Source organism: Pseudomonas sp. YeP6b (assembly GCF_025642995.1).
Classification (GTDB): Bacteria; Pseudomonadota; Gammaproteobacteria; order Pseudomonadales; family Pseudomonadaceae; genus Aquipseudomonas.
Genome location: NZ_CP080090.1, coordinates 4277181 through 4296238 on the forward strand (window position 1 = coordinate 4277181; position 19058 = coordinate 4296238).

General features: G+C 62.2%; 17 protein-coding genes. 7 read left to right on the plus strand and 10 right to left on the minus strand.

Annotation, left to right across the window (positions count from 1 at the left end):
• Positions 1-153 precede the first annotated feature (153 nt).
• A complete protein-coding gene (locus tag KZH41_RS19080) occupies positions 154-660 on the plus strand; it encodes a sigma-70 family RNA polymerase sigma factor (RefSeq protein WP_263273474.1) in 507 nt (168 codons plus the stop codon).
• On the plus strand, positions 657-1394 hold the full coding sequence (locus KZH41_RS19085) for an anti-sigma factor family protein (RefSeq protein ID WP_094953321.1): 738 nt from the start codon (positions 657-659) through the stop codon (positions 1392-1394). Before KZH41_RS19080 ends, KZH41_RS19085 begins: the two co-directional genes overlap by 4 nt.
• Here the strand turns inward: KZH41_RS19085 and KZH41_RS19090 are convergent.
• From KZH41_RS19090 to KZH41_RS19120, 7 genes are read right to left on the minus strand one after another with little or no spacing between them, the layout of a single operon-like run.
• On the minus strand, positions 1391-2380 hold the full coding sequence (locus tag KZH41_RS19090) for a spore coat protein U domain-containing protein (protein ID WP_371917712.1): 990 nt from the start codon (positions 2378-2380) through the stop codon (positions 1391-1393). The genes KZH41_RS19085 and KZH41_RS19090 overlap by 4 nt on opposite strands.
• Positions 2381-2396: 16 nt before the next feature.
• Positions 2397-4790 (minus strand): fimbria/pilus outer membrane usher protein, encoded by a 2394-nt coding sequence (locus KZH41_RS19095; RefSeq protein WP_263273475.1) that lies wholly within the window; start codon positions 4788-4790, stop codon positions 2397-2399.
• 41 nt (positions 4791-4831) lie between these two features.
• Positions 4832-5617, minus strand: coding sequence for a molecular chaperone (locus tag KZH41_RS19100; protein WP_094953324.1), 786 nt, complete (start codon positions 5615-5617; stop codon positions 4832-4834).
• Positions 5618-5644: 27 nt separating this feature from the next.
• Entirely contained in the window at positions 5645-6142 is a 498-nt protein-coding gene (locus KZH41_RS19105; protein ID WP_263273476.1) for a spore coat U domain-containing protein, read from the minus strand.
• Between the two features lie 5 nt (positions 6143-6147).
• Positions 6148-6681 carry a spore coat U domain-containing protein gene (locus KZH41_RS19110; protein ID WP_094953334.1) on the minus strand — a complete coding sequence of 178 codons (534 nt, stop codon included), beginning with the start codon at positions 6679-6681 and terminating at the stop codon, positions 6148-6150.
• 18 nt (positions 6682-6699) lie between these two features.
• On the minus strand, positions 6700-7245 hold the full coding sequence (locus tag KZH41_RS19115; protein ID WP_263273477.1) for a spore coat U domain-containing protein: 546 nt from the start codon (positions 7243-7245) through the stop codon (positions 6700-6702).
• Positions 7239-7730, minus strand: coding sequence for a spore coat U domain-containing protein (locus tag KZH41_RS19120; RefSeq protein ID WP_263275119.1), 492 nt, complete (start codon positions 7728-7730; stop codon positions 7239-7241). The genes KZH41_RS19115 and KZH41_RS19120 overlap by 7 nt, the downstream gene beginning before the upstream one ends.
• Before the next feature lie 225 nt (positions 7731-7955).
• Here KZH41_RS19120 and zapE point away from each other — a divergent pair, with 225 nt between their 5' ends.
• A complete protein-coding gene (zapE, locus tag KZH41_RS19125) occupies positions 7956-9065 on the plus strand; it encodes a cell division protein ZapE (protein ID WP_263273478.1) in 1110 nt (369 codons plus the stop codon).
• Positions 9066-9104: 39 nt separating this feature from the next.
• Positions 9105-10400 (plus strand): protein kinase, encoded by a 1296-nt coding sequence (locus KZH41_RS19130; RefSeq protein ID WP_263273479.1) that lies wholly within the window; start codon positions 9105-9107, stop codon positions 10398-10400.
• 1124 nt (positions 10401-11524) lie between these two features.
• On the opposite strand, the gene KZH41_RS19135 is transcribed toward KZH41_RS19130, so the two are convergent.
• Both KZH41_RS19135 and KZH41_RS19140 read right to left on the minus strand, forming a co-directional pair.
• Positions 11525-12232, minus strand: coding sequence for a YebC/PmpR family DNA-binding transcriptional regulator (locus KZH41_RS19135; protein WP_034120341.1), 708 nt, complete (start codon positions 12230-12232; stop codon positions 11525-11527).
• Between the two features lie 110 nt (positions 12233-12342).
• Positions 12343-13668 carry an MFS transporter gene (locus KZH41_RS19140; RefSeq protein WP_263273480.1) on the minus strand — a complete coding sequence of 442 codons (1326 nt, stop codon included), beginning with the start codon at positions 13666-13668 and terminating at the stop codon, positions 12343-12345.
• Positions 13669-13923: 255 nt separating this feature from the next.
• Between KZH41_RS19140 and KZH41_RS19145 the strand changes: the two genes are divergently transcribed.
• Entirely contained in the window at positions 13924-14796 is an 873-nt protein-coding gene (locus KZH41_RS19145) for a LysR substrate-binding domain-containing protein (RefSeq protein WP_094953868.1), read from the plus strand.
• 1268 nt (positions 14797-16064) lie between these two features.
• On the opposite strand, the gene KZH41_RS19150 is transcribed toward KZH41_RS19145, so the two are convergent.
• On the minus strand, positions 16065-16922 hold the full coding sequence (locus KZH41_RS19150) for a LysR substrate-binding domain-containing protein (RefSeq protein ID WP_242150737.1): 858 nt from the start codon (positions 16920-16922) through the stop codon (positions 16065-16067).
• Between the two features lie 113 nt (positions 16923-17035).
• Here KZH41_RS19150 and KZH41_RS19155 point away from each other — a divergent pair, with 113 nt between their 5' ends.
• Complete coding sequence (locus KZH41_RS19155) at positions 17036-18145, plus strand: 2-aminoethylphosphonate--pyruvate transaminase (RefSeq protein ID WP_263273481.1); 1110 nt, start codon at positions 17036-17038, stop codon at positions 18143-18145.
• Between the two features lie 29 nt (positions 18146-18174).
• Positions 18175-19002: a phosphonoacetaldehyde hydrolase gene (gene phnX / locus KZH41_RS19160; protein ID WP_263273482.1), complete on the plus strand. Its 828-nt coding sequence runs from the start codon at positions 18175-18177 to the stop codon at positions 19000-19002.
• The last annotated feature ends 56 nt before the right edge of the window (positions 19003-19058 follow it).

A 19058-nucleotide genomic window follows, 5' to 3' on the forward strand; every position in this document is an offset into this window, starting at 1 on the left:
TACGAGGGTTGATTGAGGTGTGGGAGCGGCATTACAGAGCCGTTCGCATTGCAGATTTCCCCTATACAAAAGCGCAACATTCGTACTGCTGTTGATGGAATAAGCTACGTCGGCCAGCGTCTTCCTCTGCACAATCGCTCAGAACCCACGCCCATGCACGAGCTCGACGAACAGTTACGTGAACTCATTCCCAGGATGCGGCGCTTTGCCGTGTCCCTGACGCGTAACGCCAGCAGCGCTGACGACTTGGTGCAGGCGACCCTGGAACGGGCGATCATCCGTTGGGCCGACAAACGCATCGAGGGCGACTTGCGCGCCTGGCTGTTCTCGATCCTCTACCGGCAGTTCCTCGACGCCCACCGTCGCAGCCGGCGCTACGCACGCATGCTCGAACTCTTCACTGGCCGTGACGACGCGCAACCTTCGGTGGAGCGCACGGTGATGGCCCAATCGGCCTTGCAAGCCTTCGACCAACTCAACACCGAACAGCGCGCCCTGCTGCTCTGGGTGTCGGTCGAAGGCTTAAGCTACAAGGAGGTTGCCGTTATCCTTGAGGTACCCGTCGGCACCGTAATGTCGCGCCTGTCCCGGGCGCGCCAGGCCTTGCGTCAACTCAGCGATGGCGAAATCGCCAGCCCTTCCCTGCGGATACTCAAATGATCAGCCTGCCCCCCAGCGAACGCGATTTGCATGCCTACGTCGATCACCAACTGCTGGAGAGCGATCGTCGCGTGCTTGAAAGCTACTTGGCGGCCCACCCCGACGTCGCGGCCCAGGTGCATGCCTGGCAACAGGATGCGCACCTGCTGCGCGCGGCATTAAGCGGGGCCTTGCAGCAACCGGCCAACCCCGCGCTGGACCCGACGCTGATTCGCCAGCGCATCAAGCATCAGTCGCGCCGCCATTTGGCTAGCGCCGCCGTGCTACTGATCGCTGTCAGCCTCGGCGGTTTGGGCGGCTGGCATGCCCGCGAGGCCACCCAGCCGCCGATGTTGCCGATGGCCGACGCGATGCAAGCGTTCCGCCTGTTTGCCCAGGACGGCATCATGCCCGCCGATTACAACGCCCAGGACAGCGGCACCATGCAGGCCTGGCTCGACCGTTACTTCAGCCAGGCGCACCGCCTGCCCGACTTGAGCCCGTCGGGGTTCAAACCGGTCAGCGGGCGTTTGCTCACCACTGAGCAAGGCGCTGCCGCCATGGTGCTGTACGAAGACCCGCAAGGGCGGCGCATGAGTTTCTATATCCGCCCACCCGGCCCGGAGAACGGTTTTCTGCCGCGCGGCAGCCGCAGTGCCGATGGCTTGCAGGCCGAATACTGGTCCGGCAGTGGCTACAACTACGCGATGGTCAGCCCCGAGGGTCAGTCGACCGCGCAGACGATGAAGTTCTAAAAGCCCACGTCCAGCACCACGTTGTCGATGTAGGTGCCGCCCGGCGGCGTGGCCTGGTCGGTGTAGACCTTGGCGTTGTAGTTGAACACCTGGCTGCCGGTGCCCAAGCCATTGCCAGGGTTGACCTCGGCCGTGGAGCTGGCCCGCCGCGCCGCGCCCACACTGCCCCAGCGCGTGGTGCCGGCGCTCTTGAAGATGTCGTACGCGAGCACATTACTCCCGGACACCATCTGCCGGCGGCCGCCTACACTCACCGGGTTCTGCCCGTCGCTGAGGCCAACGGTGTAGGCGCTGCCCTTGGTGCAGGCGACGCTGACCTGCCCACTGACGGTGGAAAATGCACTGACCACCGGGGCGCTGCCGAACGCGATCGGCGGCGTGGTGATCTGGCAGTCATTGACCACAGTCATGCTCACGGTCAGCGTAGTCGTGCCGTTGTTGATCTCGCGGCCCGCGCAGATCCCGCCAATGCCAATGCCCGAGCAGTAGTTCCAGTTCCAGAAGATACTCAGGGTTTCGCTGTACACACCCGCAGCCACGTTACTGCCGATGGTGGTGGCGAAATACAGCGGTACAACTTTGGTGCCGGGCCCGAATACCAGGCCAAGGGACGCGGCAATGCCGCCACTGCCGCCAAAATCGAACGCGGTGCCACGTGTCATCGGGAATGCGCTGGTGTTGTTGGCGTAGACCGTATAGTTGATGACATCCCCGGTTGGCCCGACCAAACCGCCTTGTGACGAGCCGGTAACAGTCGCGTAGAAATGGTCATTGGAGGTCAAGACCGACAGCAGCGCCGGCGTGCAGCTCAAGCCACCGTTAGTGGTCGAACTGGGCTGGGAGGTGATGCGCACGGTCATCGAACTCACCGTCGTGCCAAAACTGGCCGGCACGGTGGTGACCACCGAGCACACGGCCTGCACCTGCGCCGACACACCCAAGCTCGCCAACAGCAGCCACCGCAACAGCCATTCCTTGACCCGCACACGCACACTCCTTATGTCATTGGCACACCAGTGGCCCGATCAGCGGCACCTGCTCCTGCGTGGTATCCAGCTCGAACCTGGCCTGACAGGTCTGGCCGTCGCCGACCGTGACCTGCAAGGTGTTATGCGCCGCCAGGTTTTCCAGGTAGACCAGGCCGTCCCAGCCGACCACCGCCAGTGCGCCGCTTTGCGCGTGGCGCACCTGGCTGCCCAGGGGCAAGTCCTGATGCTGGGCATCCACCAAAGTGATGCTCGCGGCCAGCACCCGGCGTACCGGGAACGCCAGCAAATAGCCGCTGCCCCGGCGCACGGCAACGCGTTGCTCGACGTTGGGCACTTGCACGTTGGAGGGCAGGTTCAGCGGGTCGATTTCGTATTTGGCGCGGTAGTAGGCGCTGGTCCATGGCACCAGCAGGTGGCCGTTGCGGTCGGTCTCGCCGACCACCTGGTTCTCGTAGCGCACCGGCACGCCCCCCACGCCATCGGTGCTGACCACCACAAACGCATCGTCGACACGGTTGGCGGCGAACACGTGGTTGTCCATCCACACCAGCGAGCCGCTGGCATCGGCCCAACGGGTTTGCGCGTCGCTGTTGCCGTATGCGCCCACCTGCAATTGCACCGACTGCAAGCGCCAGGTCAGGTCGGCCTGGCGATACGCCGGCCCATCACCGCTGGCGTAACCGAGGTTAAAGCCCACGCCGCCCTCGGCCGGCACCGCACGGCTGTAGTTGACCCGCTGCTGGCTCTGCCCGGTTTTGCTGCGCTCACTGCCCACGCTGAGGCTGCCGTACACGTCGAACGGCACCACCACTTGCGCTTGCACCGCCCAACTGCTGTCGCCGACCTCATGGTTGGCCGACAGGTAAAAACTGCTGTTGCGCCACAGTGCTTTGCTCCAGGTCATATTCACCAGGCGCGTGCGCGAGTCATCCGCCGCCTGCACATCAAAATAGCCCACGCCCAGGCTGCCGAAATCATTTAGGTTCACGCTCACCGTGGCTTGCTGGCTGCGCTTGCTGAGGCTGGCATAGGGCGTGTCGACCAGGCTCAGGTCCGCGTACGCGTCACGCCGCTCCACCCGCTGGTAAGACAGGCTGTAACGCGGGTTGCTGTATTGGTAACCCAGGCTCAGTTGCTGGCCGGTGCGGCCGTCGAACTGACTTTGGCTGACGGCGGTGTTGAGCACACCGAAGTTACCCACGCGCAGGTTGCCGCCCACACCGCCCAAGGCCAGGTCACCCGAGGCTTCGGCGTGGCTTTCCAGAGTGAACGCGTCCGACAGCCCATAACGAAAGGTGCCGCTGGCCACGCCGGGCCCATAGCCGAAATCGCGCACGGTGTAATCGCGGCGCAGGTTACCGGCGGCCACCGAGAAGTCCGATAAGCCCTTCTGCAGCAGGGTGCTGGTGACATAGAACGGCACCGTGGTCGACACCTGCCGGCCGAGGGCGTCGGTGGTCACCACCACCGCCTCCCCCGCGCCGTTAATAAACGGCACGTTGGTCAGCGTGTATGGCCCCGGCTGCAGGTTGGCACTGCTGGATTTGTAACCGTTGATAAACAGGTCCACCGACGACGGCACCGCCGCCTCCCCGGCAAACTGTGGCAACGGGTAGGTGACCAGATCCGGGCGCACGCCAAAGTCCCGCGACACCTGCACTCCGCCCAGGCGCACCGACGTGCTCCAGGGCAACGCGCCACTGATCACGTCGCCCGCTTCATAGGTCAACAGGCGCTCGTCGTCGGAAAACCGCCAGGTGGTGTCATAGCGCCGATAGCCATTGTCCAGGCTGCTGCCGAGCGTTTCCCGGCCGAGGGTGGTGCGGTACTGGCCAGTGTTGGACAACGTGCCCCACGTATCGAACAGCCTGACTTCGTTGAAGATGCCAAGGTAGGTGCCCGCATCATCGGTGTCATTGAGGTAGGCGTCATAATTGAGCAGCGCGCCGAAACTGGTCAGCGCCTGGGTGCGCGGGTAGTTGTTGCGGTTGCCGATAAACTGCTCCGGCAACCAGGCAGGCGGCACCGTGAGCATCAGGCGCTGGCCCTGGCTGTCGTAATCGGTGTGCAGGCCTGGCAGGTTTTCCAGCGCGACCTCGGTGGGCACTTCACCCGGCAGCCTCATACCCGTTTCCTGCAACACCGAAGCCTGCAAAAACAGCTGCCCAGCGCGCTGATTAACGGCGACCACGCGGCCGGTGTCCCGCTGGTTGACCACCAGTTCCAGGAACAACTGTGCATCGGCAACAGCCTCCATACTGTTGGGAGGGGGCGGCAATGGAGCCGCCACGCCCGGTGCCGCAAGCACCAGGCCCGACAGGCCACTCACCACCCACACCAATCGCCATAGACATCGAGCCCTCTTGTGGCTCACCAAGGCTTTGTGTCCTTCAATGGACATCTCCATCCGCTAACACCCGGGGCTACTCCCTGCCCTATCGCACTGTTTTATCGACCCGGTGCGAGGCTCTCCAATTGCGTTGCGCCATTGACGCGGACCTGCAACGGCTGATCAGCCGGCAACCCGTCCGGCACCGGCCAGCGCATGGTCGCGCCCGGCAGCACATAGCCCATCAAGCCTTCCACCAGGGGCCGAGATTGGCCGCCCTGCTTGAACGTGGCATCGGTCAAGCGCGCGTGGACGGCGCCCTGGTTGCGCATTTCGACGTAATTACGCCCACCCACGCTGACTTTTTTCCAGCTCAGGTCCGGCTTGCCGGCCCCCTTTGGGTCGCGGTCGCGGGTGCCGTCGACCTTGCTCCAAAGGCCTGGGCCATAGGCAAACAACGGCACCGAATAACGCATCTGGAACCGCACCGCGGCGGCGGTCTTGCCATCGGCAGGGGCTGCGGGGGGCGTGGCCGATGGGATCTCATCGATGATGATGCGATAGGCCAATTCCTGGCCCGGCGGCACGTCCTTGGTGCGGGTCAAACGCACCAACTGTTTCTGCCCCGGCTCGATTTTCGCCACCGACGGGCTGCCAATTACGTCGCGCTGGTTCTGGTACTGCTCATCGAAGCCGCTCTGGGTCCAGGCAAACACACGGATTTGCAGGTTGGCGGTCTCCGTGCCGCGGTTTTCCAGCCACAGTGCGCTGGCCTGTTGATCGGCCTCCAGCACCGGATCAATCGGCCAGATCAGCACCGAGCTGGCCGCCTGGGCCTGCCCTGCCGTCAACGCCAATAACGCGCTCACACCCGCTGCCCACCCAAGCCGGGAAGCTGCATACATAAGTCTCACTCCTCATTGCCAATCGCCTTACCACGACAGCTGCACCTGCAACGTGTCGCTGTACGTCCCCCCAGGCGTATTACCCGGTAACTGCACTCGCCCATAAATCGGCAAGGTGATACTGGCCGCGTTGCTGTAGGCCACACTCACGCTTTGGCTGACCCCCAGGCTCTGGCTGAACGCCGCGTCCTGAAACAGCTGATAGGCCACTTGGGCACTGCGGCTATTGAGCTGCATCCGCCGACCACTGTTGTTGTGCAAACCGCCGTCGACACTCATGTTCAGCGCGACACCCGGCGTACATTGCAAGGTCACGCCACCGGTGAGCGCGACCGACGCTGTGCTGGTCGCCAGTGCCGAATACGTGCCGAAAGCCAGGCTGCCGTAGTTCGTGCCACCACCGACCACCAGGCACCCGGGCGTGATCGTCGCGCTGACCTGGAACGATTGACTGGTCACCGCCAACAGCGACACCGGCATGCCCCAGCCGATGCACACTGCCAACGCCCACGCTGCCCGGCTCATGGCACTTAGAACGTCAGGGTCACGTTAACCGTGTCGGTATAAGTACCGGCGGGCAGCCCGGCCTTGCCATTGGCCTTACCGTAAATATTCACGGCCTGGGCCACCCCGGTACTTGGCGCCAGGTTGATAACGCCACCGATGGCCAGCAAATTCGAATGGCCGCTGTCGGTGTAGAGGTCGTACGGCACGTAGTTGGCAACGCCGTCGTACAGCGCGCGTGCACCGCCAGTGGACTTACCGTCATTGGCGCCGGCAGACACGGTCAGCGTCGGCGAAGTACCCGCAGAACACAGGATCGACAACGCGCCACCGCCACCGCCCAGCACCTGGCCGTCGGCTTCAGTGAACAGGCTGTTGGCCGTGCCGAAGTTCAAGTTACCGAAGCTCATCCCGCCGGTTGCCGCCGCGCCATTGACCTGGCAACTGCTGGTCAGCACCAGGGTCGCGCTGACCGTGCCGGCCACGGTGGCCGCCTGCGCGCCCGCCACCCACACCAGCGCCATCAATGGAAAAACAGCCTTCAATACACGTGCATGCATGATGTTCATCCTCAGGGTTTACCAATCCAGAGTCACCGTCAGGGTGTCTGTATAGATGCCGGCCGGTAGGGCCTTGGTATTCGCCACCACCAAGCCGAATACCGGGATCGGTACTTGTGTGCCCTTGGTCACGACGAAATTGCGTTGCTGGCCGATGCTGTAGGCGCTGCGGCCCAGCGGGTCGGCGGATAGCCGATAGGGAATGGTGTGGCGGCCGTTGCTCAGGCGTCGGGTAGCGCCGTCGCCATGGGCGCCACCGTCGATGGTCACGGTGAAACTGCTGACCACCGAGGGGTTGCAGGACACCGACAGCGGCGCCTTGTCGACATCAGTCACCGCTGCGCCCAACAGGTTGTTCCACGTCGGCCCCTGGCTGCCGAAGTCGAGCAACATGCTGCCGCCCGTAGGGCTGACCGGCGCGCTCTCGACACCTTTACTCACCTCGCAACTGGCGGTGATCACCAAGCGCGCGTGGACCTGGCCATTGACCGCTGCGGCCTGGGCGTCATCCGCCAGCAGCAACAGACTGCCCATGGCCACGAGGGCCCAGCCCCGGCTTACCACGTGACTGTGACCTTGAGCAGGTCGGTGTAGCGGCCGACGGCGGGGATGTCCTTGAGCGGTTCGATGCGGCCATACAGAGGTAAGTCGACCGAGCCCGAGTCCGGCACACGGCCGCTCAGCGGTTGATTGACGGGCAACGGAATCCGCCGCGCGGCGTCGGCGTAAATGCGGTAGGGAATGGGTTGACTCGAAGGGGTCGCGGCGCTCAGGTAGCGCACTTCGCCGACGCCGCCATGCAGGCCGCCGTCAACACGCACTTGATACGGCGTGCCGGGGTTACATTCCAGGCGCGGCTGGCGCTGGCTGATCAGGGCCGCACTCAAGGGGCCGGCGGGGTCATCCAGACGCGGGCCGCTGCCGAAATCCAATAGGCCAAGCTGCTCGATGCCGGCACTGCGGGTGGTCCCCACCAGTTGGCAGCCGCGCTGCACGTCGATGCGCACCTCCACCTGGAGCTGCGCCGCGTAAACCGTACTACAGAGCATCGTGCCCATGACTGCTAATACTGCTCGTCCCTTCACAGCCCCAATTCCTTATACAGGGGGTGACCACTGTGTATGAGGTTAGCCATTTAAAGAGAAACTGCCAGTTTGGTCAGCAGGGCTTATATGTCATGCTTTTTCGAGATAGCTGGCCGCGCCCTTCTCTATTGGTCAAACCGCGGCGAGCGCCCTAAAGTAGGCGACCACCGCACTACAGAGTGACTCGCATTGGCCGTGCTTTCCGTGATCCAGCGCCTGCTTGGCAAAAAGACCGACGTACAGAACGCCTCGCCGATCCCGGCGTTTTTTGCCCAAAAGGCCAAACAACAGGGCTACACCCTGAGTGCCGGCCAAACCCAGGCGATTACCGCCCTCGCCCGTCAGACCCAGCACCTGCTCGCGGGCCTTACCACGCGCAGCCTGTACCTGCACGGCCCAGTGGGGCGCGGCAAAAGCTGGCTGCTCGATGGGTTTTTCCAGGCGTTGCCGATTGCCGAAAAGCAACGCGTGCACTTCCACGCGTTTTTTGCCCGCCTGCATCGCGGCATGTTCCAGCACCGTGAGCACGACGACGCCCTGGGCGTGACCCTGGACGAGCTGCTCGCAGGCTGCCGGGTGCTGTGCTTCGACGAATTCCACGTCCACGATATCGGCGATGCGATGCTCATCAGCCGCCTGTTCAAAGCCTTGTTCGAGCGCGGCGTGCTGGTGCTGGTGACCTCCAACTATGCGCCCGCAGGGTTGCTGCCCAACCCGCTGTACCACGAGCGTTTCAAGCCGGTGATCGACCTGATCGCCGCGCGCATGGACGTGCTGGAAGTCAGCTCCCCCCAAGACTTTCGCAGCCTGCCCCAGGCGCATGCCGAGCAGCGCTTCAGCGCCGGCCAGTATGTGTGGCCGGGGACGCCCGCTCAGCGTCAAGCGCTCGGGCTGCCCGCCACGGATTGCCCGGCGCAGACCCTCAAGGTCGGCAACCGCCAGTTGGTTTGCCGCAGCCATCAGGCGCCGACTATCGCCTTTACCTTCAACGACCTCTGCGAACAGCTCACTGCCGTGATGGATTACCTGCTGCTATGCCAGGACTTCGACCACTGGATCGTCGACGGGCTGCCGCAACTGGCCGAATGCCCGATCGCCGTACAGCAGCGTTTTATCAACCTGGTGGACGTGCTTTACGACCAGGACAAACGCCTGACCCTGATCGGCCACCAGCCCTTGGCTGAATCCCTGGAAGGCCAGGCCATCGACCTCGCCCGCACCGCCAGCCGTCTGCATCAATTACAAAAAGCCGAGTTGCAAACGGACTGCCCGCAACCCGCACCCGACCCGGTATCATGAGCGCCTTTTACGCCCTCTTGCCGAGTGACCGCGCCGTTCATGAATACCCTTGCCCAACTCAAGGCCGGCCAACTGGCCGGTATCAAACGCCTGGACCTGGCCTGCGGGCTGACCGAATTCCCGCGGGAAATCTTCGAGCTGGCCGACACCCTGGAAATCCTCAACCTCACGGGCAACGCCCTGAGCAGCCTGCCCGACGACCTGCATCGCCTGACGCATTTGCGCGTGCTGTTCTGCTCGGAAAACGCCTTTACCGAGCTGCCGCAATGCCTGGGCCAGTGCGCCAACTTGAGCATGATCGGCTTCAAGGCCAACCAGATCAGCCACGTGCCCGCCGCCGCCCTGCCGCCGCAGTTGCGCTGGCTGATCCTCACCGATAACTGCATCAGCCAATTGCCCAGCGAATTGGGCGAGCGGCCGCTGCTGCAAAAACTCATGCTCGCCGGCAACCAACTGACGGACCTGCCGCAAAGCCTGGCGAACTGCTACAACCTTGAGCTGATCCGCATCGCCTCCAACCGCCTGACCCACCTGCCGGAGTGGCTGCTGACGCTGCCGAGCCTGACGTGGTTGGCCTACGCCGGTAACCCGGTGGAAATGGCAGTGGACGTGGCCGCTGATGACGCAACGCCGAACATTCCCTGGTCTGAACTGGAGCTGGGCGACGTGCTGGGCGAAGGTGCCTCGGGGATTATTCGCAGGGCGTTGTGGAAGCCACAGGCGCTGCCTGTCGCGGTCAAACTGTACAAAGGCACGATCACCAGCGACGGTTCACCACTGCATGAAATGCAGGCCTGCATCGCCGCGGGGCTGCATCCGAACCTGATCAAGGTGGAAGGTCGCGTGGTGGGCCACCCCGATGACCAGGCTGCGCTGGTGATGGACCTGATCGACCCGAGCTACCGCAACCTCGCGGCCCTGCCGAGCCTGGCGTCGTGCACCCGCGACATCTACGAGCCGAGCACGCGTTTCAGCGTTGAAGTGGCCTTGCGCATGGCGCGGGAGGTTGCGTCGGTCGCGGCGCACTTGCATCGGCAGGGCATCACCCATGGCGACCTGTACGGCCACAATATCTTGTGGAATGCCGCTGGCGACTGCTTACTCGGGGACTTCGGCGCGGCGTCGTTCCATGCCACGGCGGACACCTTGGAAACCAGGGCGTTGCAGCGCATTGAAGTGCGCGCGTTTGGGGTGTTGCTGGGGGAATTGTTGGAGCGGGTTGAGACTGGGTTTAATGACGAGGGGCTGGTAGCGCTGCACAAACGCTGCTGTCAGCCTGATGTGTTGGCGCGGCCGGGGTTCGAAGAGATCGAAGCACTGCTCGACTTGGAGTGAAACTCGATACAAATGTGGGGGCTGGTTTGCCTGCGATGGTGGATTTTGGGGTGGCGCTTGGGTACATATCCGTTGCTGCGGTCACGGCGGCTTAGGGTTCCGCCCTTACGGCGGGTCACTTTTGGAAAAGAGCCCCAAAAGTAACCAAAAGGGCTCTTGCCCCACCACTCGGCACCTCGCCTGGGCTCGGTGTGCCCTCACTCCGGCTTTGGACCGTGGGCCGCCGCCATGGGCCATCCTTGGCCCATCGCGGCTAAACCGGCGTCCTGCCGGTTTACCCACGCTCAAAGCCTGCGTTCGGCCAGCGTGGTTTAACGGGGCGCCTCAGATCAAGATCAAGATCAAAATCAAGAGCACGGCGGCCTGGTAGCCGACCTGAGTGGTTAGATCAAAAGCGAAGCCGAGGCGGCCTGACAGCCGACCTGATCTCTGAAACTGAACTCAATCTAATGTGGGAGCTGGCTTGCCTGCGATGGCATCAACTCTGTGTACCTGATACACCGAGGTGCTTGCATCGCAGGCAAGCCAGCTCCCACAGAAAAGCAGAGCATTGCAGTGCTGGCAGCTAAACTCGGTCAAAATTGTGGGAGCGGGCTTGCTCGCGAAGGCGGTGGGTCAGTCAGCTCATGTGTAACTGACCCACCGCCTTCGCGAGCAAGCCCGCCCCCACATTGGGATCTCATTACATCAGCTAGATAGCGTGGTGCTCTGCTTCTGCCCTGCTTTTGCTTCTACCACTCAGGTCGGCTACTAGGCCGCCGTGCTCTTTGCTTTTGATCTTGATCTTAGGCGCCCGTTAACCACGATGGCCGAACGCAGGCTTGAATCCGTGGGTAACCCGGCAGGACGCCGGGTTAGCCGCGATGGGCCAAGGATGGCCCATGGCGGCGGCCCACGGATTCAAGCCGGAGTGAGGGCATGCCGAGCCTAGGCGAGGCAACGAGTGGTGGGGCGAGGACTTTTTGGTTACTTTTTGGTCCTTCAAAAAGTGACCCGCTGTAAGAGCGGAACCCTACGAAGCCGTTACCGCAGCAACGGATATGTACTCAATCTACCCAAAATCAGCGCCCCCCTCAAAAACCACCATCGCACGCAACCCCGCGCCCACTTTTTTGAACCGCGCCTTAGCCAGCCAGACCAACGAACATATCCTGCACGTCATCATGGTTGTCCAACCCTTCCAGGAAGGCCTCGACTTCAGCCATCTGCTCATCAGTCAAACCACTCACCGGGTTCTTCGAGAGGTAACCCAACTTGGCCGACAACACGGTAAAACCCTGCTCCGGCAACGCTTTCTGCACAGCATCCAGGTCGGTGGTTTCGGTAATAAACAGGGTGGTCCCTTCTTCTTCGCCGTCTTCGAAATCCTGGGCCCCAGCTTCAATGGCGGCCATTTCCGGATCAGCGTCCGGCGTGTCCGGCGACGCTTCGATCAACCCGACATGGTTAAAGTCCCAGGCCACGGAGCCGGAAGCACCCAATTGCCCTTTACGGAACGCCACACGAATCTCCGCCACAGTGCGGTTGATGTTGTCGGTCACGCATTCAACGATCAGCGGCACCTGGTGCGGGGCGAAACCTTCGTAGGTCACGCGGTGGTACTGCACGGTTTCACCCAGCAGACCGGCGCCTTTCTTAATGGCGCGCTCCAAGGTTTCCTTGGGCATCGAGGCCTTTTTGGCCTGCTCTACTACCAGACGCAGGTGGGCGTTGGTCGCGGTGTCGGCACCGTTACGGGCGGCGATGGTGATTTCTTTCACCAGCTTGCCAAAGATTTTGCCCTTGGCATTGGATGCCGCTTCTTTATGTTTGACTTTCCACTGTGCGCCCATGACTCACTCTCTTCATATCCATGGCGCCGAGACGTCTACTGGCCGGCGCTTTGGGGGCAGAGTTTATAGCGCAAAAACGCGCTAATCCACCAAAAAACCGGCCATGCCCCTCAGGTTCGCAAGGGTTTGTTCGCAACGCTACGGTCCGGCACAAAATCCCCCACCTGTGCCAGCTCCGCCGGCCTGGCATTCCAGTAAGGCATCAGCACCACTGAGGAAAACAGCGCGGCGCCGGCAAACACAATAAATACCGTCACTGTGTCGAAGTAGCCCGGCAGCAGCCCGCCAAGAATCGCCCCGACCGAACCGCAACCATTCACAAAGCCGGCTGCCGTGGCGCCGGCCTTGGCAGTACCGAAGTCGATGGCGGCAGTGCTGCTGATCATCGAGTCCGGGCCGTACAGGCTCAGGCCCATGACAAACAGCAAGGCCATCACCAGCATCACACTGCCGGTGTGCAGCGCGCCCATGAACAACCCCAGGGCTACCGTCAGCACCAGCAGGCTGAGCACACAGGCCGGCATGCGCCGGGCGCCGAACAGTTTGTCGGACGCCAGCCCAATCATGATCGGCCCCAGCAACCCGGCCAGCTCAAACGCCGTCGGTACGATCGCCGCGCCCACCTTACCCACCGAGGGCATCTGCTCGTAAACGATCACCGGCCCCCACAAGAGGATGGCGTAACGCGCCGGTTTCAACAGGAAATACGCCAGCCCCAACGTCAGCACCGTGCGGTTACGCAAGATGGCGCGCAGTGGCTCGAGCACGCTGACACGCTTTTCGGCGGCAGTCTCCTCGGCGATCAGCGGCGGTTGCGGCTCAACCGCCGGCAAGCCCACATCCTGCGGCGTATTGCGCTGGAAGATAAAGAACAGCACCGCGACCACGGCCACCACCGCCGCACTGGAGATAAATGCCGCGTGCCAACTGCCGATCAACGTGTAGGCCCACCACCCGGCAAAGGGCGACGCCACCAGGCCACCAAACGCGTAGCACGAACTCCACAGCCCAAGCACCCGCCCGCGCTGCTGCGCCGGGAAGAAACTGCCCAGGTTCTTGCACAACCCCGACCAGCCAGTGGACTGCGCCAGCCCTTGGATCAGCATGCAACTGATAAAGATCGGCAAGGTGGCGAACGTGCCCATCACCAAGGCGGCGGCGGCTGAAATCAGCAGCCCGCCCAGCACCACCACCCGTGGGCCAAAGCGGTCGGCCAGCATGCCCCAAGTGAACTGCCCCACGGCATAGGCGGCCAGGTAGAGGCCGTCGAGGTTGGCCATCATCATTTTATCGAGGGGGAAACTCGGGTCGTCGACGATACCGAGCTTGGCCACCGAAAACGCCTTGCGCGTGAAATAGAAGGCCGCGTACGCCAGCCAGGTGATGGCGAAAATCTGCACGCGCCAACGCTTGATACTACCCATAGGGATATTCATGGTGGTTCTGACCTCAGGTGAGTGTGCCGGCAGAATCGAGAAGCGAATGCCTGTTTTTTTTATGGTTGAGCACTGCAATGCCGAGCCTTGTAACGCGCGACATTGGTCAGATGGGCCTGCTTGCCAGCACCCATGGTCATCGCCGTTGTACAACTCAACTGACGGCGACTGGCCGTATAAAACCAATGGCTGACTAATAGGTAAAATCGATTTATCGTATTTCAAATATAAGCTGAGCTTGTAAGAGGATCTGCGATGTCGGTATCCCATGCACAACTCAAAGCCTTCCACGCCGTGGCCGTACACGGCAGCTTTACCCAGGCGGCCGAGCGCCTGTTTCTGACGCAGCCGGCCATTTCCGACCAGGTGCGTAAACTCGAAGAGCGCTTCGGGGTGCTGTTGTTTCATCGCAACAAACGCTCGGTGCGCCTGACCGACCTGGGTGAGCGCCTGCTGAGCATCACCCAGCGCCTGTTTGTGATCGAAGCCGAAGCCGAAGAATTGCTGCAGGACTCCCGCGCGTTGCAAACCGGCACCCTCACGCTGGCCGTGGATGCCCCTGTGCACGTGCTGCCGCAAATCGCCCGCTTCTGCCAGCTTTACCCAGGGATCAGCGTGAAGATCGAAACCGGCAACACCGACGAATCGCTGTTTCGCCTGTACAACTACCAGGCCGACCTGGCATTGCTAGGCCGCGATGTCGACGATGAGCGCCTGCTGTCGCTGCCCTTGCCCGACGACCAGTTACTCGCGTTTGTCGCACGTAACCACCCGTGGGCCGGGCGTGAGTCGATCTGCTTGGCCGACCTGGATGATACGCCGCTGGTACTGCGCGAAATCGGCTCGGTCACCCGTCAGACCCTGGAGCAGGAAATGCGCCAGGCCGGGCTACGCATTCGCCCTGCGATCCAGGTGGAGGGCCGCGAAGCTGCACGTGAGGCGGTGGTGGTGGGGATTGGCGTGGGGGTAGTTTCCGCTGCGGAATTCGGCGCCGACTCACGGGTGTATGCCATGCCGATCCGCGATTGCACCCAGCGCATGAAAGAAACCTTGGTGTGCCTCAAAGAGCAGAGTTCGCGCCGGGTGGTGGCGACCTTTCTCGATATTGTCCGTGACAGTCTGCGGTGAACTCCCCGGTCTCATCGCGGGCTTGCCTGGCTCCCACAGTGGACCGCGTACTCCAGCACAACTCGGTCAACTGTGGGAGCCGGGCTTGCCCGCGATGACCATAGGTATCTACACATCTTTTTATGGGTTGAACTCTTTGGTTGTCGTGGGGGCGCTGGGTACATATCCGTTATTTGGGTAACGGCTGCTATGGGTTCCGCTCTTACAGCGGGTCACTTTTGGAAAAGAGCCCCAAAAGTAACCAAAGGGCTCTTGCCCCACCACTCGGCACCTCGCCTGGGCTCGGTGTGCCCTCACTCCGGCTTTGGAGCGGGGCCGCCGCCATCAGGCCATCCTTGGCCCATCGCGGCTAACCCGGCGTCCTGCCGGTTTACCCCGCTCCAAAGCCTGCGTTCGGCCAGCGTGGTTAACGGGGCGCCTAAGATCAAGATCAAAAACAAGATCAAAAGCAAGAGCAAGAGCACGGCGGCCTGGTAGCCGACCTGAGTGGTTAGATCAAGAGCAGAGCCGAGGCGGCCTGACAGCCGACCTGATATTTGAAACTGAACTCAATCTAATGTGGGAGCTGGCTTGCCTGCGATGCAGGCACCTCGGTCCATCAAGTACACCGAGTTGATGCCATCGCAGGCAAGCCAGCTCCCACAGAAAAGCAAACACTGCGGTGCTGGCAGTCGAACTCAGTCAAAATTGTGGGAGCGGGCTTGCTCGCGAAGGCGGTGGGTCAGTTACATATGAGCTGACTGACACACCGCCTTCGCGAGCAAGCCCGCTCCCCACATTGGGATCTCATTACATCAGCTAGATTAGGGTGGTGCTCTGCTTCTGCTCTGCTTCTGCCTTGCTTTTGCTTCTACCACTCAGGTCGGCTACTAGGCCGCCGTGCTCTTGCTTTTGATCTTGATCTTAGGCGCCCCGTTAACCACGATGGCCGAACGCAGGCTTGAATCCGTGGGTAACCCGGCAGGACGCCGGGTTAGCCGCGATGGGCCAAGGATGGCCCATGGCGGCGGCCCACGGATTCAAGCCGGAGTGAGGGCATGCCGAGCCTAAGCGAGGCACCGAGTGGTGGGGCGAGGACTTTTTGGTTACTTTTTGGTCCTTCAAAAAGTGACCCGCTGTAAGAGCGGAACCCTACGAAGCCGTTACCGCAGCAACGGATATGTACTCACATCTACCTAAAAACCCCGTAAAAAGCTCAGCGCAACACAAAAAGTTGCGTAGATACCCATGCCGCGATGGCACCAACCCGGTCTTCAGCCAACCACCACTTAAGGCGCCAACTCGAAAAACGCCTGGATCAGCCGCAACGAGCGGCGCCGCTCCATGCAGCCGAGCATGTGCCGGTTGAGCAACCCATCGCCCTGGATCGCAATCGCTTGCACCCGTGGGTCCGGACTGACCTCCATCGATGAGACCACGCCCACGCCCAGCTCGGCGGCGACGGCTTCGGTCACCGCCTCGCGGCTGTCCAGCTCCAGCAACACCTTGGGTTGCACCTTGGCCACCCGGCAGGCGTCATCGAAGGTGCGGCGGGTGATGGAAGTCGGTTCGCGCAGCACCATGATCACCTCGTGCAGCTGTTGCAGACGAATGCCGTCGGGCTGCGCAGCCAACGGGTGACTGACGGGCACCAACGCGCAGATGCGCGACTCACTCAGCGGTTGCAGGTGCAGGCCGTTACGCGGCTCCACCTCAGTGAGCACCGCCACGTCCGCATGCTCGGACAACAGCGCCGCCAAGGTTTCCTGGGCATTGCCCAGCCGCAAGTTGACGGTAATGCCGGGATAGCGGGCGCGCAGGCTGGCGATCATCGGCATCACCAGGTGTGGGCCATCCGCCGCGACTTCGAGGCGCCCGGTAAGCAACTGGCGATTGGCCTCTAACAGCGTCTGCGCCTCGTCCACCAGGCCGAAGATCGCCCGAGTGATCGCCGCCAGGCGAATGCCCTCCTCGGTCAGCTCCACGCGCCGAGCTGTGCGGCGCAACAGCGGGATCTGATAGTGCTCTTCCAGCGCCTTGATATGCCCGGTCACCGCCGGCTGGCTGATGAACAGCCGCGCCGCCGCTCGGGTAAAGCTGCCCTCGCGGGCCACCGCATCGAATGCACGCAGTTGGAACAAGTTCATAGCTATCGGCCTCACTGATAGCTCGCATAACAACAAACAATTTGATTGATGACAAGCCAAACTGCAATTTAGGCGCCGTAGATTCAACCCCCGATACCTTGCGAGGAATTGAGATGAGCCCTGCCGCGCCGATCCTGCTGACCCCTGGCCCACTGACCACATCGAACCGCACCCGTCAGGCAATGATGGTGGATTGGGGCTCCTGGGATGACCGTTTCAACCAACTCACCGCGAGTGTCTGCGAGCAGTTGCTGGCGATCCTCAACGGCCAAGGCAGCCACCATTGCGTGCCCTTGCAAGGCAGCGGCACCTTTGCCGTCGAAGCCGCCATCGGCACCCTGGTGCCACGCGACGGCAAGGTACTGGTGCTGATCAACGGCGCCTACGGCAAGCGCCTGGCGAAGATCTGCGAAGTGCTCGGCCGCGATTTCAGCACCTTCGAAACCGCCGAGGATGAACCCACCACCGCCGCTGACGTCGACCGCCTGCTGCACGCCGACCCGGCCATTACCCACGTGGCGCTGATCCACTGCGAAACCAGCACTGGCATTCTCAACCCGCTGCCGCAGATCGCCGATGCAGTGAAAAGCCACGGCAAACGCCTGATTATCGATGCCATGAGCTCCTTCGGTGCACTGCCGATCGATGCTCGCGAAGTGCCGTTCGACGCACTGATCGCAGCCTCCGGCAAATGCCTGGAAGGCGTGCCGGGCATGGGTTTCGTCTTCGCCGACAAAAAGGCACTGGCCGCCGCACAGGGCAACTGCCATTCCCTGGCGATGGACCTGTTCGACCAACACAGCTACATGGCCAAGACCGGCCAATGGCGCTTCACCCCACCCACCCATGTGGTCGCGGCCCTGCACGAAGCACTGCTGCAATATCAAGAAGAAGGCGGCCTGCCCGCGCGTCACCAACGCTACGCCCGCAACTGCCAGGCACTGCTGGACGGCATGGCCGAACTGGGCCTGCGCAGTTTTCTGCCGGCGGCGATCCAGGCCCCGATCATCGTGACCTTTCACGCCCCAAAAGACCCGCGCTACCAGTTCAAGGACTTTTATGAGCGGGTCAAGGCCAAGGGTTTCATCCTCTACCCCGGCAAATTGACCCAAGTGGAAACCTTCCGCGTGGGCTGCATCGGCCACGTCGATGCGCCCGGCATGCGCGCAGCGGTCAAGGCGATCGCCGAGGTGCTGCAAGCAATGGAAGTGTTGGACGTTTGACTGCCCCCATTACCCACAGGATCTGAACCATGAACTATCAAAACCCCAACACCCTCCAGGCCGTTATCCTCGACTGGGCCGGCACCGTGGTCGACTTCGGCTCCTTCGCCCCCACGCAAATCTTTGTCGAAGCCTTCGCCGAGTTCGACGTACAAGTCTCGATCGAAGAAGCCCGTGGCCCGATGGGCATGGGCAAGTGGGACCATATCCGCACCCTTTGCAACCAGCCAGAAGTCGCCGAGCGCTACCGCAAGGCCTTCGGCCGCACACCGACCGACGACGACGTCACTGCCATCTATCAGCGCTTCATGCCGTTGCAAATCGAGAAAATCGCCGAACACTCGGCGCTGATCCCTGGCGCCCTCGACACCATTGCCCGGCTGCGTGTGCAAGGCATCAAGATCGGCTCCTGCTCCGGCTACCCCAAGCAAGTGATGGACAAAGTTGTCGCCCTGGCGGCCACCAATGGCTACATCGCCGACCACGTGGTCGCCACCGACGAAGTACCCAACGGCCGCCCGTGGCCAGCCCAGGCGTTGGCCAACGTGATCGCGCTGGGCATCGATGATGTGGCGGCCTGCGTGAAGGTCGACGACACCGTGCCAGGCATTCTCGAAGGCCGTCGCGCCGGCATGTGGACCGTGGCGCTGACCTGCTCGGGCAACGCGCTGGGCCTGACGTACGAGCAGTTCCGTGCCCTGGACAGCAGCACCTTGGCCCGCGAGCGCAAGCGTATCGAAGCGATGTTCAAAGACTCGCGCCCGCACTACTTGATCGACACCATCAACGACTTGCCGGATGTCATCGTGGATATCAACCAGCGCCTGAAAAAAGGAGAAATGCCTCAGAGCCTATAGCCTTCGACGTGCCCACTAATACTCACCTTGCCGAGCGGGGTGAGTGAATGCAGTCA

Excerpts from the sequence above, each read along its gene's own strand:
- KZH41_RS19080 (WP_263273474.1), top strand. The coding sequence starts at position 154 with ATGCACGAGCTCGACGAACAGTTACGTGAACTCATTCCCAGGATGCGG.
- KZH41_RS19085 (WP_094953321.1), top strand. The coding sequence starts at position 657 with ATGATCAGCCTGCCCCCCAGCGAACGCGATTTGCATGCCTACGTCGAT.
- KZH41_RS19095 (WP_263273475.1), bottom strand. The coding sequence starts at position 4,790 with ATGGAGATGTCCATTGAAGGACACAAAGCCTTGGTGAGCCACAAGAGG.
- KZH41_RS19100 (WP_094953324.1), bottom strand. The coding sequence starts at position 5,617 with ATGTATGCAGCTTCCCGGCTTGGGTGGGCAGCGGGTGTGAGCGCGTTA.
- KZH41_RS19105 (WP_263273476.1), bottom strand. The coding sequence starts at position 6,142 with ATGAGCCGGGCAGCGTGGGCGTTGGCAGTGTGCATCGGCTGGGGCATG.
- KZH41_RS19110 (WP_094953334.1), bottom strand. The coding sequence starts at position 6,681 with ATGCATGCACGTGTATTGAAGGCTGTTTTTCCATTGATGGCGCTGGTG.
- KZH41_RS19120 (WP_263275119.1), bottom strand. The coding sequence starts at position 7,730 with ATGCTCTGTAGTACGGTTTACGCGGCGCAGCTCCAGGTGGAGGTGCGC.
- KZH41_RS19130 (WP_263273479.1), top strand. The coding sequence starts at position 9,105 with ATGAATACCCTTGCCCAACTCAAGGCCGGCCAACTGGCCGGTATCAAA.
- KZH41_RS19135 (WP_034120341.1), bottom strand. The coding sequence starts at position 12,232 with ATGGGCGCACAGTGGAAAGTCAAACATAAAGAAGCGGCATCCAATGCC.
- KZH41_RS19140 (WP_263273480.1), bottom strand. The coding sequence starts at position 13,668 with ATGAATATCCCTATGGGTAGTATCAAGCGTTGGCGCGTGCAGATTTTC.
- KZH41_RS19145 (WP_094953868.1), top strand. The coding sequence starts at position 13,924 with ATGTCGGTATCCCATGCACAACTCAAAGCCTTCCACGCCGTGGCCGTA.
- KZH41_RS19150 (WP_242150737.1), bottom strand. The coding sequence starts at position 16,922 with ATGAACTTGTTCCAACTGCGTGCATTCGATGCGGTGGCCCGCGAGGGC.
- KZH41_RS19155 (WP_263273481.1), top strand. The coding sequence starts at position 17,036 with ATGAGCCCTGCCGCGCCGATCCTGCTGACCCCTGGCCCACTGACCACA.
- phnX (WP_263273482.1), top strand. The coding sequence starts at position 18,175 with ATGAACTATCAAAACCCCAACACCCTCCAGGCCGTTATCCTCGACTGG.